The 15708-nt window shown below is 56.0% G+C and carries 14 protein-coding genes; 6 read left to right on the top strand and 8 right to left on the bottom strand.

From position 1 onward, the window contains the following. Window positions 1-342 precede the first annotated feature (342 nt). Both LJA86_RS18970 and mdtD read left to right on the top strand, forming a co-directional pair. The gene (locus LJA86_RS18970; RefSeq protein WP_229226578.1) at window positions 343-1050 is read left to right on the top strand and encodes a FadR/GntR family transcriptional regulator; all 708 of its coding nucleotides are present in this window, start codon (window positions 343-345) and stop codon (window positions 1048-1050) included. Then, a complete protein-coding gene (mdtD, locus tag LJA86_RS18965; RefSeq protein WP_229226577.1) occupies window positions 1047-2480 on the top strand; it encodes a multidrug transporter subunit MdtD in 1434 nt (477 codons plus the stop codon). Before LJA86_RS18970 ends, mdtD begins: the two co-directional genes overlap by 4 nt. On the opposite strand, the gene rbsR is transcribed toward mdtD, so the two are convergent. From rbsR to kup, 7 genes are all read right to left on the bottom strand, one after another. Beyond that, the gene (gene rbsR, locus LJA86_RS18960; RefSeq protein ID WP_229226576.1) at window positions 2446-3438 is read right to left on the bottom strand and encodes a ribose operon transcriptional repressor RbsR; all 993 of its coding nucleotides are present in this window, start codon (window positions 3436-3438) and stop codon (window positions 2446-2448) included. The two genes, mdtD and rbsR, sit on opposite strands and share 35 nt — an antisense overlap. Before the next feature lie 3 nt (window positions 3439-3441). Beyond that, on the bottom strand, window positions 3442-4371 hold the full coding sequence (gene rbsK, locus LJA86_RS18955) for a ribokinase (RefSeq protein ID WP_229226582.1): 930 nt from the start codon (window positions 4369-4371) through the stop codon (window positions 3442-3444). Window positions 4372-4477: 106 nt separating this feature from the next. Continuing rightward, window positions 4478-5368 carry a ribose ABC transporter substrate-binding protein RbsB gene (rbsB, locus tag LJA86_RS18950; RefSeq protein ID WP_008503498.1) on the bottom strand — a complete coding sequence of 297 codons (891 nt, stop codon included), beginning with the start codon at window positions 5366-5368 and terminating at the stop codon, window positions 4478-4480. Between the two features lie 27 nt (window positions 5369-5395). Continuing rightward, complete coding sequence (rbsC, locus tag LJA86_RS18945; protein WP_229226575.1) at window positions 5396-6361, bottom strand: ribose ABC transporter permease; 966 nt, start codon at window positions 6359-6361, stop codon at window positions 5396-5398. Between the two features lie 4 nt (window positions 6362-6365). Next, complete coding sequence (gene rbsA / locus LJA86_RS18940) at window positions 6366-7871, bottom strand: ribose ABC transporter ATP-binding protein RbsA (RefSeq protein WP_229226581.1); 1506 nt, start codon at window positions 7869-7871, stop codon at window positions 6366-6368. Window positions 7872-7878: 7 nt separating this feature from the next. Then, window positions 7879-8298, bottom strand: coding sequence for a D-ribose pyranase (rbsD, locus tag LJA86_RS18935; RefSeq protein WP_008503495.1), 420 nt, complete (start codon window positions 8296-8298; stop codon window positions 7879-7881). A 216-nt stretch (window positions 8299-8514) separates the two neighbouring features. Next, complete coding sequence (gene kup / locus LJA86_RS18930) at window positions 8515-10383, bottom strand: low affinity potassium transporter Kup (RefSeq protein WP_229226574.1); 1869 nt, start codon at window positions 10381-10383, stop codon at window positions 8515-8517. 222 nt (window positions 10384-10605) lie between these two features. Here kup and ravA point away from each other — a divergent pair, with 222 nt between their 5' ends. Both ravA and viaA read left to right on the top strand, forming a co-directional pair. Continuing rightward, window positions 10606-12102 (top strand): ATPase RavA, encoded by a 1497-nt coding sequence (ravA, locus tag LJA86_RS18925; protein ID WP_032675673.1) that lies wholly within the window; start codon window positions 10606-10608, stop codon window positions 12100-12102. After that, the gene (viaA, locus tag LJA86_RS18920; protein ID WP_032675674.1) at window positions 12096-13547 is read left to right on the top strand and encodes an ATPase RavA stimulator ViaA; all 1452 of its coding nucleotides are present in this window, start codon (window positions 12096-12098) and stop codon (window positions 13545-13547) included. Before ravA ends, viaA begins: the two co-directional genes overlap by 7 nt. On the opposite strand, the gene asnA is transcribed toward viaA, so the two are convergent. Continuing rightward, complete coding sequence (gene asnA / locus LJA86_RS18915) at window positions 13548-14540, bottom strand: aspartate--ammonia ligase (protein WP_063622966.1); 993 nt, start codon at window positions 14538-14540, stop codon at window positions 13548-13550. Window positions 14541-14691: 151 nt separating this feature from the next. On the opposite strand from asnA, the gene asnC reads away from it, so the two are divergent. Together asnC and mioC are read left to right on the top strand one after the other, a co-directional pair. Beyond that, complete coding sequence (asnC, locus tag LJA86_RS18910) at window positions 14692-15150, top strand: transcriptional regulator AsnC (protein ID WP_008500198.1); 459 nt, start codon at window positions 14692-14694, stop codon at window positions 15148-15150. A gap of 90 nt (window positions 15151-15240) precedes the next feature. Next, on the top strand, window positions 15241-15690 hold the full coding sequence (mioC, locus tag LJA86_RS18905) for an FMN-binding protein MioC (RefSeq protein ID WP_008500197.1): 450 nt from the start codon (window positions 15241-15243) through the stop codon (window positions 15688-15690). Window positions 15691-15708: the final 18 nt, after the last annotated feature.

The raw sequence follows: 15708 nt of genomic DNA, 5'->3' as shown, positions 1-15708 counted from the left end.
CACACAGATTGTCTGATAAATTGTTAAAGAGCAGTGCCGCTTCGTTTTCGCTGCGGCGCGGGGTGTGCATATTACGCTTTCCCGCTTCAGAGTCAAGCGTTTATTTTCGCTATTCTCTGCTGACCCGGCGGCGTGTGTGCCGTTGTTCCGTGTCAGTGGAGGCGCATTATAGGGAGTTATTCCGGCGTGACAAGAGGAAATTTAAAAAAAGTTTCTATCCGTGTTTTTTTTCACCAGCAGCGGTGAAATCAAGCTACAAATTGTTCTATTTGATGTATCTGCAACCACAATCACATTCGAGGTGGCATAATTATCAGCATGAATCTTTAAGGAATAAAAGCGATGCCATTAAGCGCACAACAGCTGGCCGCCCAAAAAAACCTGTCGTATGTGCTGGCAGAAAAGCTGGCGCAGCGAATTCTAGCGGGTAAATATGCCCCGGGTAGCATCCTGCCGGGTGAAATGGAGCTGGGTGAGCAGTTTGGGGTGAGCCGTACCGCGGTTCGCGAGGCGGTGAAAACCCTGACGGCAAAAGGGATGGTGCTTCCGCGCCCGCGTATTGGCACGCGCGTGATGCCCCAGAGTAACTGGAATTTTCTCGATCAGGAGCTGCTCTCCTGGTGGATGACGGAAGATAACTTTCATCAGGTTGTCGATCACTTTCTGGTGATGCGCAGCAGTCTTGAACCTCAGGCATGTCTGCTTGCCGCCACGCTTGGCACGGCAGAGCAAAAAGCGCAGCTTAACGCATTGATGGAAGAGATGGTGTTTCTGAAAAAATACTTCAACCGCGAACGCTGGGTTGAAGTCGATATGGCCTGGCATGAACATATCTATATGATGAGCGCCAATCCGTTCCTCACCTCTTTTGCCTCATTATTCCATTCGGTGTACCACACTTACTTTACCTCTATTACACAAAACGACGTGGTAAAACTGGAATTGCATCAGGCGATAGTAGATGCCATTCAGGAAAGCGACGGGCAGCGAGCCCTGAGTGCGTGCCAGGCATTACTGGCTGCGCCAACCCACCAGCAGGTAAATAAATGACAAAGAAAAAAGCGCGCAGCATGGCCGGATTGCCGTGGATTGCAGCCATGGCGTTTTTTATGCAGGCACTGGATGCCACCATCCTCAACACCGCGCTTCCCGCTATTGCGCAAAGCCTTAACCGCTCCCCGCTGGCGATGCAGTCCGCCATCATCAGCTACACCCTGACGGTCGCAATGTTAATTCCGGTTAGCGGATGGCTGGCCGACCGCTTCGGTACCCGCAGAGTTTTCATGCTGGCCGTAACACTCTTTACGCTCGGTTCGCTGGCCTGTGCGCTCTCCTCGTCCTTAACGGAACTGGTTATCTTCCGCGTATTACAGGGCATTGGCGGCGCGATGATGATGCCCGTGGCGCGCCTTGCCTTATTACGAGCCTACCCTCGAAGCGAACTGCTTCCCGTGCTCAACTTCGTCACCATGCCGGGACTGGTCGGCCCGATACTTGGCCCGGTACTCGGTGGCGTGTTTGTCACCTGGGCAAGCTGGCACTGGATCTTCCTGATTAATATTCCGATTGGCGTCGCGGGGCTGCTGTATGCCCGCAAATATATGCCGAACTTCACCACGCCAAGACGCAGCTTCGACATGGGGGGCTTTTTCCTGTTTGGCCTGAGCCTGGTGCTCTTCTCCAGCGGGATGGAGTTGTTTGGCGAGAAGATCGTCGCGACGTGGATGGCGCTCTCCGTTATCCTCGCCGGGATTCTGCTGTTCCTTCTTTATATACGTCACGCGCGCCGTCACCCGACGCCGTTAATCTCTCTTGGGCTCTTCAACACCCGAACCTTTTCCGTCGGGATCGCGGGAAACATTGCCTCGCGTCTGGGAACCGGCTGTGTACCGTTCCTGATGCCACTGATGCTGCAGGTCGGTTTCGGCTATCCGGCCCTGATTGCCGGCTGCATGATGGCGCCTACGGCGATGGGCTCGATTCTGGCAAAATCGACCGTGACGCAGGTGCTACGCTGGTTTGGCTATCGCAGGACGCTGGTTGGCGTGACGGTCTTTATTGGCCTGATGATTGCGCAGTTCTCGCTGCAGTCCGCCTCGCTTCCCGTCTGGATGCTGATACTGCCGCTGTTTGTGCTGGGCATGGCGATGTCGACGCAGTTCACATCAATGAACACCATCACTCTTGCGGATCTGACCGACGAGAACGCCAGTAGCGGCAACAGCGTGCTGGCAGTCACCCAGCAGTTGTCGATCAGTTTAGGGGTGGCCGTGAGCGCGGCGGTACTGCGGTTTTATGAAGGTTTCGACAGCGCGAACACCGTCGAGCAGTTCCACTATACCTTTATCACCATGGGCGCACTCACCGTCGTTTCAGCGCTGGTCTTTATGCTGTTAAAACCGAAAGATGGCCGTAACCTGATAAAAGAACGCCATAAGGCGAAAGCTAAACCGAACCCCGTTCCATCAGAACAGGAGTAAGCTGCAGGCGTTGCTGCTGCAGCGTGGGCTGAGCCATTCGGTGGATCAACACATCGATGGCCAGCTCGCCCAGCTCATCTTTTGGCTGATGGATGGTGGTGAGCGGCGGCGTCATATAGCTGGCCAGCTCAATATCATCGTAGCCGATTACCGCCATATCGTCGGGAACACGCAAACCGGCCTGATATAACGCCTGATAGGCGCCAAACGCCATGGCGTCGTTGCCGATAAACACCGCCTGCGGACGCTGCGGCTGCGCCAGCAGCGTCTGCATCGCTTCAAAACCACCGTGAAACTCAAAATCACCGGTAATACGGTACCCTTCCGGCACGGAAAGGCCCGCCCGCGCCATCGCGGCGAGATACCCTTCCAGTCGCAAACGCGCCGGGGTTTTGTCCAGCGGACCGGTAATACAGGCGATGCGGGTATAGCCTTTATCGATCAGATACTGGGTGGCCATATCGCCCCCCAGCAGAGAGTTATCCTGAATAAGATCGCTGGTGCCGTCGAACGGCGCCCAGTCCATCATCACCGTGGGAATGGAGGGGTAGCGCTGGATAATCTCTTTCGAGGGCTGGTGCGTTTCGGTACACAGCAGCAGTAGCCCGTCGACGCGTTTTTGCATCAGCGTTTCCAGGTTACGGTTCATGCGCTGCTCGTCCCCTTCGGTATTGCACAGCACCAGGCTGTAGCCACGCTCGAAGCAGCTGCGCTCCACGCCGCGAACCAGCTCAGAATAAAAGGGATTGGTACTGGCGGTGATCAGCATACCGATCGTACGCGTCTGGTTGAGCTTAAGGCTACGCGCCAGCGCAGACGGCGCATAGTTGAGATTTTTTACTGCCGCTTCGACTTTTTCCCGAATCGCCTCGCTGACGAAGCGATCGTTATTAATGACGTGAGAAACCGTCGAGGTAGAAACGCCCGCCAGGCGAGCGACATCTTTCATTGTGGCCAAGCGTTACCTCTGCTGACTTAAGAATTCATCGATCTCTTTACGCCACGGAACGGAAGGCTGAGCGCCCTTGCGCGTCACCGCAATCGCGGCAGCCGCATGCGCGAATCGGATCGCATCATCCATACTCTTGCCTTCCAGCAGCGCGGTCACCAGTGCACCGTTGAAGGTGTCTCCCGCTGCAATGGTATCAATCGCCTTCACCTTAAAGCCCGGCACGCGACGGCCTTCACCGTTTACGCTTGCCCATACCCCACGGCTGCCCAGGGTGATGATCACCGTTCCGATGCCTTTGTCGTGCAACGCACGCGCGGCTCGCGCGGCATCATCATCGTTTTCAACGCGAATGCCCGTCAGCTTTTCGGCTTCGGTTTCGTTCGGCGTGATGATGTCCACCAGCGCCAGCAGCTCGTCAGATAATACACGGGCAGGGGCCGGATTAAGTACGACAGTGGTATGATTTTCATGCGCAATGTTCGCCGCGGCCAGCACGCTTTCAACCGGTGACTCCAGCTGCATGAGCAGGGCTTCCGCTCCGGCGATGATTGCACGTTGCGCTTCTACGCGCTCCGTCGTCAACGCTGCGTTAGCGCCAGCATGAATACCGATGACATTCTCACCTTCTGCGTTGACGAAAATCAGCGCCACGCCGGTAGACTCCCCTGCAACAACGCTGACCGGTGCGATATCAATGTTGTCGCTTGCCAGCTGCTTGCGTACGCGCTCACCAGTATCGTCATCGCCCGTGCAGGCGATAAACGCAATATTCGCTCCGCTGCGGCCAGCGGCAACGGCCTGGTTTGCCCCTTTACCGCCAAAAGCGACCTGATACTGGCTACCCGTGACGGTTTCGCCCGGTGCAGGGAACGATTCAAGGTTAAGAATGTGATCGGCATTGATACTGCCAAGGACGACGAGGTTGCCTGCGGTTTTCATGGTTGGGTTGTCCATCTGAGAGCGCCACCGGTGTTACCCGGTGGCGTATGCCACACTTTTCTTTATTGGTGTCCCTCAGGCCGCCAGTGACGACCTGATTCGCCTTTTACTGCTTGATAACCAGCTTCAGGTCAACAGGGTATTTAGCCTGAACTTTTTCGCCCTTCAGCACTTTATCGGCAGTTTCAACGCCAGTGGCGCCAATCTGCTCAGGCAGCTGAGCGATGGTCGCAGCCAGTTTGCCATCGTTTACTGCTTTTTCACCATCCGGCGTGCCGTCAAATCCGACAACCATCACATCAGATTTACCTGCAGTCTGCAGGGCACGCAGCGCGCCCAGCGCCATTTCGTCGTTCTGCGCGAAGACCGCCTGTACGTCAGGATGTGCGGTCAGCAGGTTCTGCATGACGTTCAGACCTTTAGTACGGTCGAAGTCCGCAGGCTGGCTGGCCAGTACATTGAATTTATGCGCTGCAACCGCCTGCTGGAATCCTTCGCCACGCTCGCGGGCAGCAGACGTACCGGCAATCCCCTGCAGCTCGATAACTTTCGCGCCTTCGCCGGCTTTCTTCGCAATGTAGTCACCCGCGATTTTGCCGCCCAGCACGTTGTCAGACGCGATATGGCTCACCACGTCGCCTTTGGTTGCCTGACGGTCCAGGGTGATCACCGGAATTTTCGCCTGGTTTGCCATCTTCACGGCGTTGCCTACGGCATCAGAATCGGTTGGGTTGATCAGCAGAATTTTGGTGCCACGAACGGTTAAGTCCTGAACGTTAGCCAGCTCTTTCGCCGGGTTGTTCTGTGAATCCAGTACCACCAGGTTGTAGCCCAGTTTATCCGCTTCTTTCTGCGCACCGTCCTTCAGGGAGACGAAGAACGGGTTGTTCAGCGTAGAGACAACCAGCGCGATGGTATCTTTCGCCATGGCGTTAGCACTTACGGTTGCGCTCAGCGCGACAGCGGAAACCAGGGTAGCCAGTTTTTTCATGTTCATATCTAAGATGTCCTGTAGTGTCGTCAGTTACTGTTTTTTGTTGTCTACCAGTACCGCCAGCAAAATCACCACTGCCTTAACGATCATCTGGTAATAGGAGGAAACACCTAACAAATTCAAACCATTATTCAGGAAACCGAGAATCAGTGCGCCGATCAATGTCCCAACAATGCGACCTTTACCGCCCGCCAGACTCGTACCGCCCAGAACCACTGCTGCAATAGCATCCAGCTCATACCCCGTACCCGCCGTCGGCTGCGCGGAAGAGAGGCGCGCCACTTCGATGATGCCCGCCAGTGACGCCAGCAGACCGCACAGGGAGTACACGATGACTTTGACTTTATTAACGCTAATCCCGGACAGGCGCGTTGCCGCTTCGTTACCGCCCAGCGCATAGATGTAACGGCCCAGACGGGTATGGTGCAGCATGTACCACGCCGCCAGGAAGACGATAGCCATGATCCAGACCGGGGTCGGGACGCCCAGCGGGCGACCGATACCGAACCAGCCAAACAGATCGGCGTTATCGGTGAAGCCGGTATTGACCGGGCTGCCGTTGGTATAAACCATGGTCACCCCGCGCAGCAGCAGCATCATCACCAGCGTCGCGATGAACGCCTGAACGCGGCCTTTTGCCACAATCACGCCGGTGACGGCACCAATCACCGCGCCTGCCGCCAGGGCCGCGGCCACGGCCACCAGCGCGTTAACTTCAATCCCGACAAGCGAAGCGGCGATCGCGCCGGTGAGGGCCAGCAGGGAACCGACGGACAGATCGATCCCTGAGGTCAAAATCACCAGCGTCATGCCGACCGCCATAATGGCGTTCACCGACGTCTGCTGCAGAATGTTGAACAGGTTATTTACGGTGAAGAAATTCGGGCTCATGGTCGACACAATCGCGATCAGCACCAGCAGGGCAATCAGCGATTTTTGCTCCATCAGCCACGCCTTTGTGAAATAGCGGCGACCAGAAACAGCCTGGGTAGTCATCTTCTTACTCCTGATTCACGCGATTAAGCTTGCCCACAGCGGCAGCCATCAGAACTTCCTGGGTGGCCTGCTCGCGAGTGAATTCACCGCCGAGATGCCCTTCATGCATGACGATAATACGATCGCTCATGCCTAATACTTCTGGCATCTCGGAAGAGACCAGAATGATGCTCAGACCGTCGGCCTTGAACTGGTTAATCAGCTGATAGATCTCTTTTTTCGCCCCCACGTCCACGCCGCGGGTTGGCTCGTCGAGGATCAACACTTTCGGGCGCGTCATCAGCCCGCGCGCAATCGCCACTTTCTGCTGATTCCCGCCGGACAACAAGCCAATCGCCTGCTCCATCGACGGGGTTTTAACGTTAAAGAGACGGATGAAATCGCTGACCGCCTGCTGCTCGTCTTTATGCTTCAGGCTGCCGCCGCTGTGGCTGAAATAGCGCAGCGCAGTCAAGGACATGTTCTCTTTTACCGACATGCCCAGCACTAAGCCGTCGCGTTTGCGGTCTTCGGAGATATAGACAATGCCGTTCGCCAGACCATCCTGCGGGGAGCGGGTGACCACTTCATGGCCGTCGAGGGTGACATAACCGCTGGTGCGCGGCAGTGCGCCGTACAACACTTTCATCAGCTCGGTACGTCCCGCGCCCATCAGGCCCGCCACGCCCAGGATCTCGCCCTGGCGCAGGGTAAAGGTGACGTCGTTCACACCCGGACCGCAGAGGTTGTCCACCTTCAGGCGGATCTCAACCGGCGCTTTATCCAGATGCGGATACTGATCTTCCAGCTTACGTCCCACCATCATTTCGATGAGCGTATCTTCGGTCAGCGTGGCCACTTCGCGCTCGGCAATAAACTGCCCGTCGCGGAAGACGGTGACGTCATCGCAGATTTCAAAGATCTCTTTCATGCGGTGAGAAATATAGACAATCCCGCGCCCCTGCGATTTCAGCTCGCGGATAACGCGGAACAGGGATTCGGTTTCGGTATCGGTCAGGGCGTCGGTCGGTTCATCCATAATGATGACCTTCGACTCAAAGCTCAGCACCTTCGCGATTTCCACCATCTGCTGATCGCCGATGGAGAGATCGCCGACCAGCCGGTCGCTCTTAAAGCGCAGGTTCAGCTTCGCCAGCAGCTTGTCGGCTTCGGCATACATGGTTTTCCAGTCGATCTTGCCGAAGCGGTTCACGAATTCACGGCCGAGGAAGATGTTCTCCGCAATGGTGAGCTGCGGGATCAGGTTCAGCTCCTGGTGAATAATGCCGATACCCGCTTCCTGAGAAGATTTCGGGCCAGTGAAGGTGGTTTCTTTACCCAGCCAGAGGAGTGAACCGGCATCGCGTTGATAGATACCGGTCAGCACTTTCATCATGGTGGATTTGCCGGCGCCGTTTTCGCCCACCAGCGCCATTACGCGCCCGGGATAAACGTTCAGCGCCGCGCCGGAGAGGGCTTTTACGCCCGGGAACGACTTATCGATCCCTTTGAGTTGCAGTAATGCGTCCATGATGGCCTCAGAAGGTGACGCCAGCACAGAGAATGATATTCGCATACGGGGAACACTCCCCGCTGCGAATCACCGCCTGACTGTCTGCGGTTTGTTGTTTGAATTGTTCGTGCGTTGTGTAACGAATTTCGATGGTGTTTCCCTGGTGTTGTTGCAGCTGCTCAAGATGGCTGAGCAACGTTTCGTGGAGTTGCGGATTATGTTGTTTGATTTCCGCCGCGAGAATGGCCGCCTCAACCTGCATCTCAGCGGTCACCACGTCCAGTACCTGCATAAACGAAGGTACGCCCTGCGTTAACGCCATATCGATACGGGTTGTGCTGCGCGGAACCGGTAAGCCTGCATCGCAAACCACCAGTGTATCGGTATGCCCAAGACGGGAAATAACCGATGAGATTTCTGAGTTGAGTACAGTGCCTTTCTTCATTTTCTTGCTCCACTAGCGAAACGTTTCGCTAAAAGAAGTGTAGCCTCAGAAATGTTCAGAAAACCACCATGACGTAACAGATTTGTGATCGACGTCGAAACGTTTCGCTAAGTGAAATATTGATGGGAGAAATTGCCCGCCGGCGCTTCGCTTGCAGGGGCCTACGGGTTTGGTAGGCCGGGTAAGCGCAGCGCCACCCGGCATTTTCGAAAGGACTTAAATCTCGACCTGTGTACCCAGCTCTATCACGCGGTTAGGCGGGATCTCAAACTGGTCAGGCGCGCGCAGGGCGTTACGCTGCAGGATCAGGTACAGCTTGCCGCGCAGGCGCAAATACCACGGGCGCTTGCCGATGATCAGCGACTCGTGAGACATAAAGAACGACGTCTCCATCATCCGGCAGCTCAGCCCTTCCAGACCGCAGCGGTGGAACACCTCTTCCACGTTTGGCGTTTCACGCCAGCCGTAGCTCGCCACCACGCGCCAGAATGTCGGGGAGAGCTGCTCGATTTGCACGCGACGCACGTTATGAACGTAAGGCGCATCTTCGGTGCGCAGCGTCAGCAGGATCACACGCTCGTGCAGCACTTTGTTGTGCTTGAGGTTATGCATCAGCGCGAACGGGATGACGTTCAGGGCGCGAGACATATACACCGCAGTGCCCGGCACGCGGACCGGCGGAGATTTCTCCAGCGAAGCGATCATCGCCTCCAGAGAATTCCCGTGCTCATGCATGCGCCGCAGCAGGCGGAAACGCTCGCTTTTCCAGGTGGTCATGACGATGAACATCACCAGACCCAGCGTCAGCGGCAGCCAGCCGCCGGAGACAATCTTGTCGAGGTTCGCGGAGAACAGCGGCACGTCAATACACAGGAAGCCCACCAGAATCATCGTCACGAGGAATTTATTCCAGTGCCAGTTTCGGTACGCCACCGTAGTGGAGAGAAGCGATGTCAGCACCATCGTACCGGTTACTGCAATACCGTACGCCGCTGCCAGGTTGCTGGAGTGCTCGAAGCTGACGATAACAATCACAACCGCGAAATAGAGCAGCCAGTTAACGAACTGGATGTAGATCTGGCCCGACTCCATCTCTGAAGTATGGATGATGCGCATCGGCGAGAGATACCCCAGACGCACGGCCTGGCGCGTCAGAGAAAACACGCCGGAAATCACCGCCTGAGAGGCAATGACGGTCGCCAGCGTCGCCAGGATCAGCATCGGCACCAGCGCCCAGTCAGGCGCCAGCAGGAAGAACGGGTTCTTTATCGCTTCCGGATTTTTGAGCAACAGCGCGCCCTGGCCAAAGTAGTTCAGCACCAGCGACGGCAGCACCACAATAAACCAGGCCACGCGGATAGGCAGTTTCCCGAAGTGACCCATGTCAGCATACAGCGCTTCAACGCCGGTGATGGAGAGCACGACCGCCCCCAGCGCCACGAAGGAAACCACTTTGTATTCGAGGAAGAAATGCACGGCCCAGTAGGGGTTCAGCGCATGCAGCACTTCCGGATTAGCGATAATGCTGCGCAAGCCAAGCGCGGCCAGGATCAGGAACCAGGCCAGCATAATTGGTGCAAACAGTTTACCCACCAGCCCGGTACCGTGCTTCTGGATCACAAACAGCAGCGTCAGCACGATTATCGCCAGCGGGACCACCCACGTATCAAGCTGTGGCGCGATGATCTCCAGCCCCTCTATCGCCGAGAGGACCGAAATCGCGGGCGTGATAACCACCTCGCCATAGAAGAAGCTGCCGCCAATCAGGCCGATAATCACCAGCACGGAGGTCATTCTGGCGGAGGTGTTGCGCCCTGCAAGGGACATCAGGGTCAGGATACCGCCTTCGCCCGCGTTATCAGCGCGCATAACGAAGGAGAGATATTTAACAGAAACCACCAGGATCAGCAGCCAGAAGATGAGGGACAGGAAGCCAAATACGGCATCGCGCTCAACACCAAAGCCAAACTGGCCGGACAGACATTCACGAAGCGTATAAAGCGGGCTGGTGCCAATATCACCGTAGACAACCCCGATCGCCGCAAGCGTTATTGCGGGTAATGATTGCTTATTATCAGTGCTCATAGACTAGTCTTTTCGTTTGAATAACAAATGTGTTCCTGGTCCCTTGGCCCACAAAAAGCGCACAGTATGCACGATTCAATGCAAAATCGTACCCCTAAATGCAACCGCATTAATGTAGCGCAAAGAAAATTGCGCCGCACTTCAGTCTATTACCAGCCCTGACTGAAACGTCTATACTCGCTTCAATTGGCCGCCACGACGGCGAAAGGATGCAAAACTATTATGGCTCACTCACATTTATTAGCAGAAAGAATTTCCCGCCTCAGCAGCGCGCTGGAGAAAGGCCTTTTCGAGCGTAGCCACGCCATTCGCCTCTGTTTACTGGCGGCGTTGAGCGGTGAAAGCGTGTTTCTGCTTGGGCCGCCGGGCATCGCCAAAAGCCTGATTGCCCGCAGGCTTAAATTTGCATTTCAGAACGCCCGCGCGTTTGAATACCTGATGACCCGCTTTTCTACCCCGGAAGAGGTGTTTGGCCCCCTTTCCATTCAGGCGCTGAAAGATGAAGGGCGCTACGAGCGTTTGACGGCGGGGTATCTGCCTGAGGCAGAAATTGTCTTTCTTGATGAGATCTGGAAAGCGGGACCGGCCATTCTTAACACCCTGCTCACGGCGATAAACGAACGTCGGTTCCGTAACGGCGCCAGTGAAGAGAAAATCCCGATGCGCCTGCTGGTGGCCGCCTCAAACGAACTGCCCGAAGCCGACAGCAGCCTGGAAGCGCTGTATGACCGTATGCTCATCCGCCTGTGGCTGGACAAAGTACAGGATAAGTCTAACTTCCGCTCCATGCTGATCAGTCAGCAGGATGAAAGTGAAAACCCGGTATCCGCTTCGCTGCAGGTGACGGATGAAGAGTATTATCAGTGGCAGCAGGATATTGGCAAAATCACATTGCCGGACGCGGTATTCGAGCTGATCTATCTGCTGCGTCAGCAGCTTGATCACCTTCCTTCTGCGCCCTATGTCTCCGATCGCCGCTGGAAAAAAGCGATCCGCCTCCTGCAGGCCAGCGCCCTGTTTAGCGGCCGCGATGCTGTTGCCCCCATCGATCTGATCCTGCTGAAAGATTGCCTCTGGCACGACGCGGAAGGCATGAATCTGATGCAGCAGCAGCTTGACGTTTTGATGACCGGACACGCCTGGGGACAGCAGGCGATGCTCAACCAGCTGGGGGCGATTGCCCAGCGGCGCATCCAGCTTCAGCAGCAGCAAAGTGATAAAACCGCGCTGAAAGTGAATCGCCTGGGGGGGATGTTCGCCCGCAAACCGCACTATGAATTACCCGCCGAACTCACCAGCCCGACGCTGACCCTGCTGCTCCAGCAGCCGCTCAAGCTGCATGATATGCAGGTGGTGCACGTGACGATTGAGCGCGAAGCGCTGGCGCAGTGGCTGGATAAGGGCGGAGAGATCCGCGGAAAGCTCAACGGCATCGGTTTCGCGCAGCCGCTGAATATGGAAGTGGACAGCAGCCAGCATCTGGTGATCCGCGACGTCAGCCTGCAGGGCTCGCGTCTCGCGCTTCCGGGAACCGCCTCTGACAGCGTTCCCGAAGAGATTAAGCAGCAGCTGGACGCGCTGGATACCGAATGGCACCAGCAGCACACCCGCTTTAGCGAGCAGCAAAAATGCCTCTTTATTCATAGCGACTGGTTAGGTCGCATTGAAGCCAGCCTGCAGGACGTCAGCGCGCAGATTAAACAGGCGCGTCAATGCTAACTCTGGATACGCTTAACGTCATGCTGGCCGTCAGCGAGGAAGGGTTGATCGAAGAAGTGGTCATAACCCTTCTGGCTTCGCCGCAGCTGGCAGCTTTTTTTGAAAAATTTCCGAAGCTCAAAAAGGCGATGACGGACGATCTTCCGCGCTGGCGCGAAAATTTGCGTCAGCGCTTCAGGGAGACCGAAGTTCCGCCTGAGTTAACGGAAGAGGTGGCCTGCTATCAGCAGTGCCAGCGGCTCTCCACGCCGCAGTTTATCGTCCAGCTTCCGCAAACCCTGACGTTGCTCGACAAGGTCCACTCCCCGTTTGCCAGCCAGGCCCGGGGGCTGGTCACGGACAACGCCACGTTCACTCCCGCACTGCACACCCTCTTTTTACAGCGCTGGCGTCTCAGCCTGGTGGTGCAGGCCACGACGCTAAACCAGCAGTTGCTGGATGAAGAGCGCGAACAGCTGCTCAGCGAAGTTCAGGAACGCATGACCTTAAGCGGCCAGCTTGAGCAGGTGCTGGTGGAAAATGAGAACGCGGCAGGGCGTCTCTGGGATATGAGCGCCGGCCAGCTCCGGCGCGGGGACTATCAGCTGATCGTCAAATACGGCGATTTTCTGACGCAGCAGCCCGAGTTGATGAAGCTTGCAGAACAGCTGGGACGCTCAAGGGAGGCGAAGTCAGTTCCAAAGAAAGACGCCCCGATGGAAACCTTCCGCACCCTGGTGCGTGAACCGGCCACCGTTCCGGAGCAGGTCGACGGGCTCCAGCAGAGCGATGATATTCTGCGTCTGCTGCCCACGGAGCTGAGCACGCTGGGGATGACCGAGCTGGAGTATGAGTTTTACCGTCGACTGGTGGAAAAACAGCTCCTTACCTACCGGCTGCACGGTGAAGCCTGGCGCGAGAAAATCAGCCAGCGGCCGGTCGTTCATCAGGATTTTGATGAACAGCCGCGCGGACCCTTCATCGTTTGCGTGGATACATCCGGATCGATGGGTGGGTTTAACGAGCAGTGTGCAAAAGCGTTTTGTCTGGCGCTGATGCGCGTGGCGCTCGCCGATCGTCGTCGCTGCTTCATCATGCTGTTCTCCAGCGAAGTCGTAGGCTATGAGCTGACGAACCAGCAGGGGATCGAGCAGGCAATCCGCTTCCTGAGCCAGCGTTTTCGCGGCGGCACCGATCTGGCCAGCTGTTTTCGCAGCATCGTTGAGCGGATGCAGGGCGGCGACTGGTACGACGCAGACGCGGTGGTGATTTCCGATTTTATCGCCCAGCGGTTGCCGGATGACGTGATAAATAAAGTGAAGGAATTACAGCGTGTGCATCAGCACCGTTTTCATGCGGTGGCGATGTCCGCCCATGGAAAACCCGGCATCATGCGCATCTTCGATCATATCTGGCGCTTTGATACCGGGTTGCGTAGCCGCCTGCTCAGACGCTGGCAGCGTTAATTACAGAAGAGAGCCGACGCTTTCGCGAACCTGCTGCGGCCAGACGCCACACTGAACCTGACCAATATGGGGCAGCTGAAGCAGCAGCATGGTCAGACGGGACTGGCCGATACCGCCGCCAATCGTCTGCGGCATCTCCCCACGCAGCAGCGCCTGGTGCCACTCCAGTTTGAGACGATCTTCATCACCGGTCACCGCCAGCTGGCGCTTCAGCGCGTCAGCATCCACGCGGATCCCCATAGAAGAAAGCTCGAATGCGTCTTCCAGTACCGGGTTCCAGACCAGAATATCGCCGTTCAAACCGGCAAATTCACCCTCACCGGTGGTGCTCCAGTCATCATAATCTGGCGCACGAACGTCATGGCGCTTACCGTCAGACAGCTTGCCGCCGATCCCAATCAGGAACACCGCACCCAGCTCTTTAGCAATAGCGCGCTCGCGGCCTTTGGCATCCAGATCCGGGAAACGGGTCAGCAATTCCTGGCTGTGCACAAAGTGGATCGATTCCGGCAGGAACGGTGCCAGACCAAACGCTTTGCTTACGGCCGCTTCGGTTGCTTTTATCCCGGCGTAGATCGCCTCAACGGTGGATTTCAGCGTGCCGATGTGACGCTCGCCATCACCCATCACGCGCTCCCAGTCCCACTGGTCAACATAAACGGAATGAATCGGAGAAAGGCGGTCTTCATCGGGGCGAAGGGCTTTCATGTGCGTGTAGAGCCCTTCGCCCGCGCTGAAGTCGTGTTGTCCCAGGGTCTGACGCTTCCATTTCGCCAGTGAATGAACCACTTCGAACTGAGCATCTGGCAGTGTTTTCACTTTCACCTGTACCGCTTTTTCGCATCCAGAGAGGTTATCCTGCGTCCCGTCACCCACGCGGCTGAGGATCGGCGCCTGGACTTCAATCAGCCCAAGCTTCTCTTCCAGCTGGCGGGAAAAATGGGATTTTACGAAACTGATCTGGCGTTGTTTTGCGATGTAAGCGGTTTTCATTATTTATACTCCTGCGTCCTGTTGATATTGATTAAGCAACAGAAATGGCACCTTATTCAATAACCCATCAACAAAAAGCCACCTTCACTTTTGATTCGATAAAATAAGGCGCTAGAATAGAGTGATTCATTAATCTTCATAAGAAAAAGCTATGGAAAATTATCAGATCGACAATCTCGACCGCGGCATTCTGGAGGCGTTAATGGCCAATGCCCGTACCGCCTACGCCGAACTGGCGAAACAGTTTGGCGTCAGCCCGGGAACCATTCACGTTCGCGTAGAGAAGATGAAGCAGGCAGGGATCATTACCGGTGCTCGCATTGACGTCAGCCCGAAGCAGCTGGGTTACGACGTCTGCTGCTTCATCGGCATCATTCTTAAAAGCGCCAAAGACTACCCTTCCGCCCTGGCGAAACTGAACGCGCTGGATGAAGTCACCGAGGCGTACTACACCACCGGGCACTACAGCATCTTTATTAAAGTCATGTGCCGATCCATCGACGCGCTCCAGCAGGTACTTATCAACAAGATCCAAACAATCGATGAAATTCAGTCCACCGAGACCCTGATCTCCCTGCAAAACCCGATCATGCGTACCATCCGCCCGTGATCGGGCAAATCCATTCCCACATTTTCCACAGGTAGATCCCAGCTCGTTCACAGCGTACAATGGCCGTCTCTTTATCTGGGCGAGCGATCAATGGCGGACATTACCCTTATCAGCGGCAGCACCCTGGGTGGTGCAGAATACGTAGCGGAACATCTGGCTGAAAAGCTGGAAGAGGCGGGCTTTTCTACGGAAACCCTGCACGGCCCGTTGCTGGAAGATCTCCCGACTGACGGGGTCTGGCTGCTGATCACCTCCACGCACGGCGCGGGCGATCTGCCGGATAACCTGCAACCTTTATATGACGAACTGCTGGAACAGCAGCCCGATCTGTCAAACGTCCGTTTTGGCGCAGTAGGGATCGGCAGTCGTGAATATGACACTTTTTGCGGGGCAATAGAGAAAGTCGAAGCCGCTGTGACCTCCTGCGGAGCAAAACAGCTGGGTGAAACACTCAAGATCAACATCCTCGATCATGACATTCCGGAGGATCCAGCCGAGATCTGGCTCGCGGAATGGAAAAATTTACTCAAAAACGATTAAAGATCGTGCGAACAGATG

The sequence above is a fragment of the Enterobacter sp. TCD1-1 genome (genome assembly GCF_020567405.1).
GTDB lineage: Bacteria > Pseudomonadota > Gammaproteobacteria > Enterobacterales > Enterobacteriaceae > Enterobacter > Enterobacter quasiroggenkampii.
This window is presented reverse-complemented; position numbering and strand designations above follow the sequence as displayed.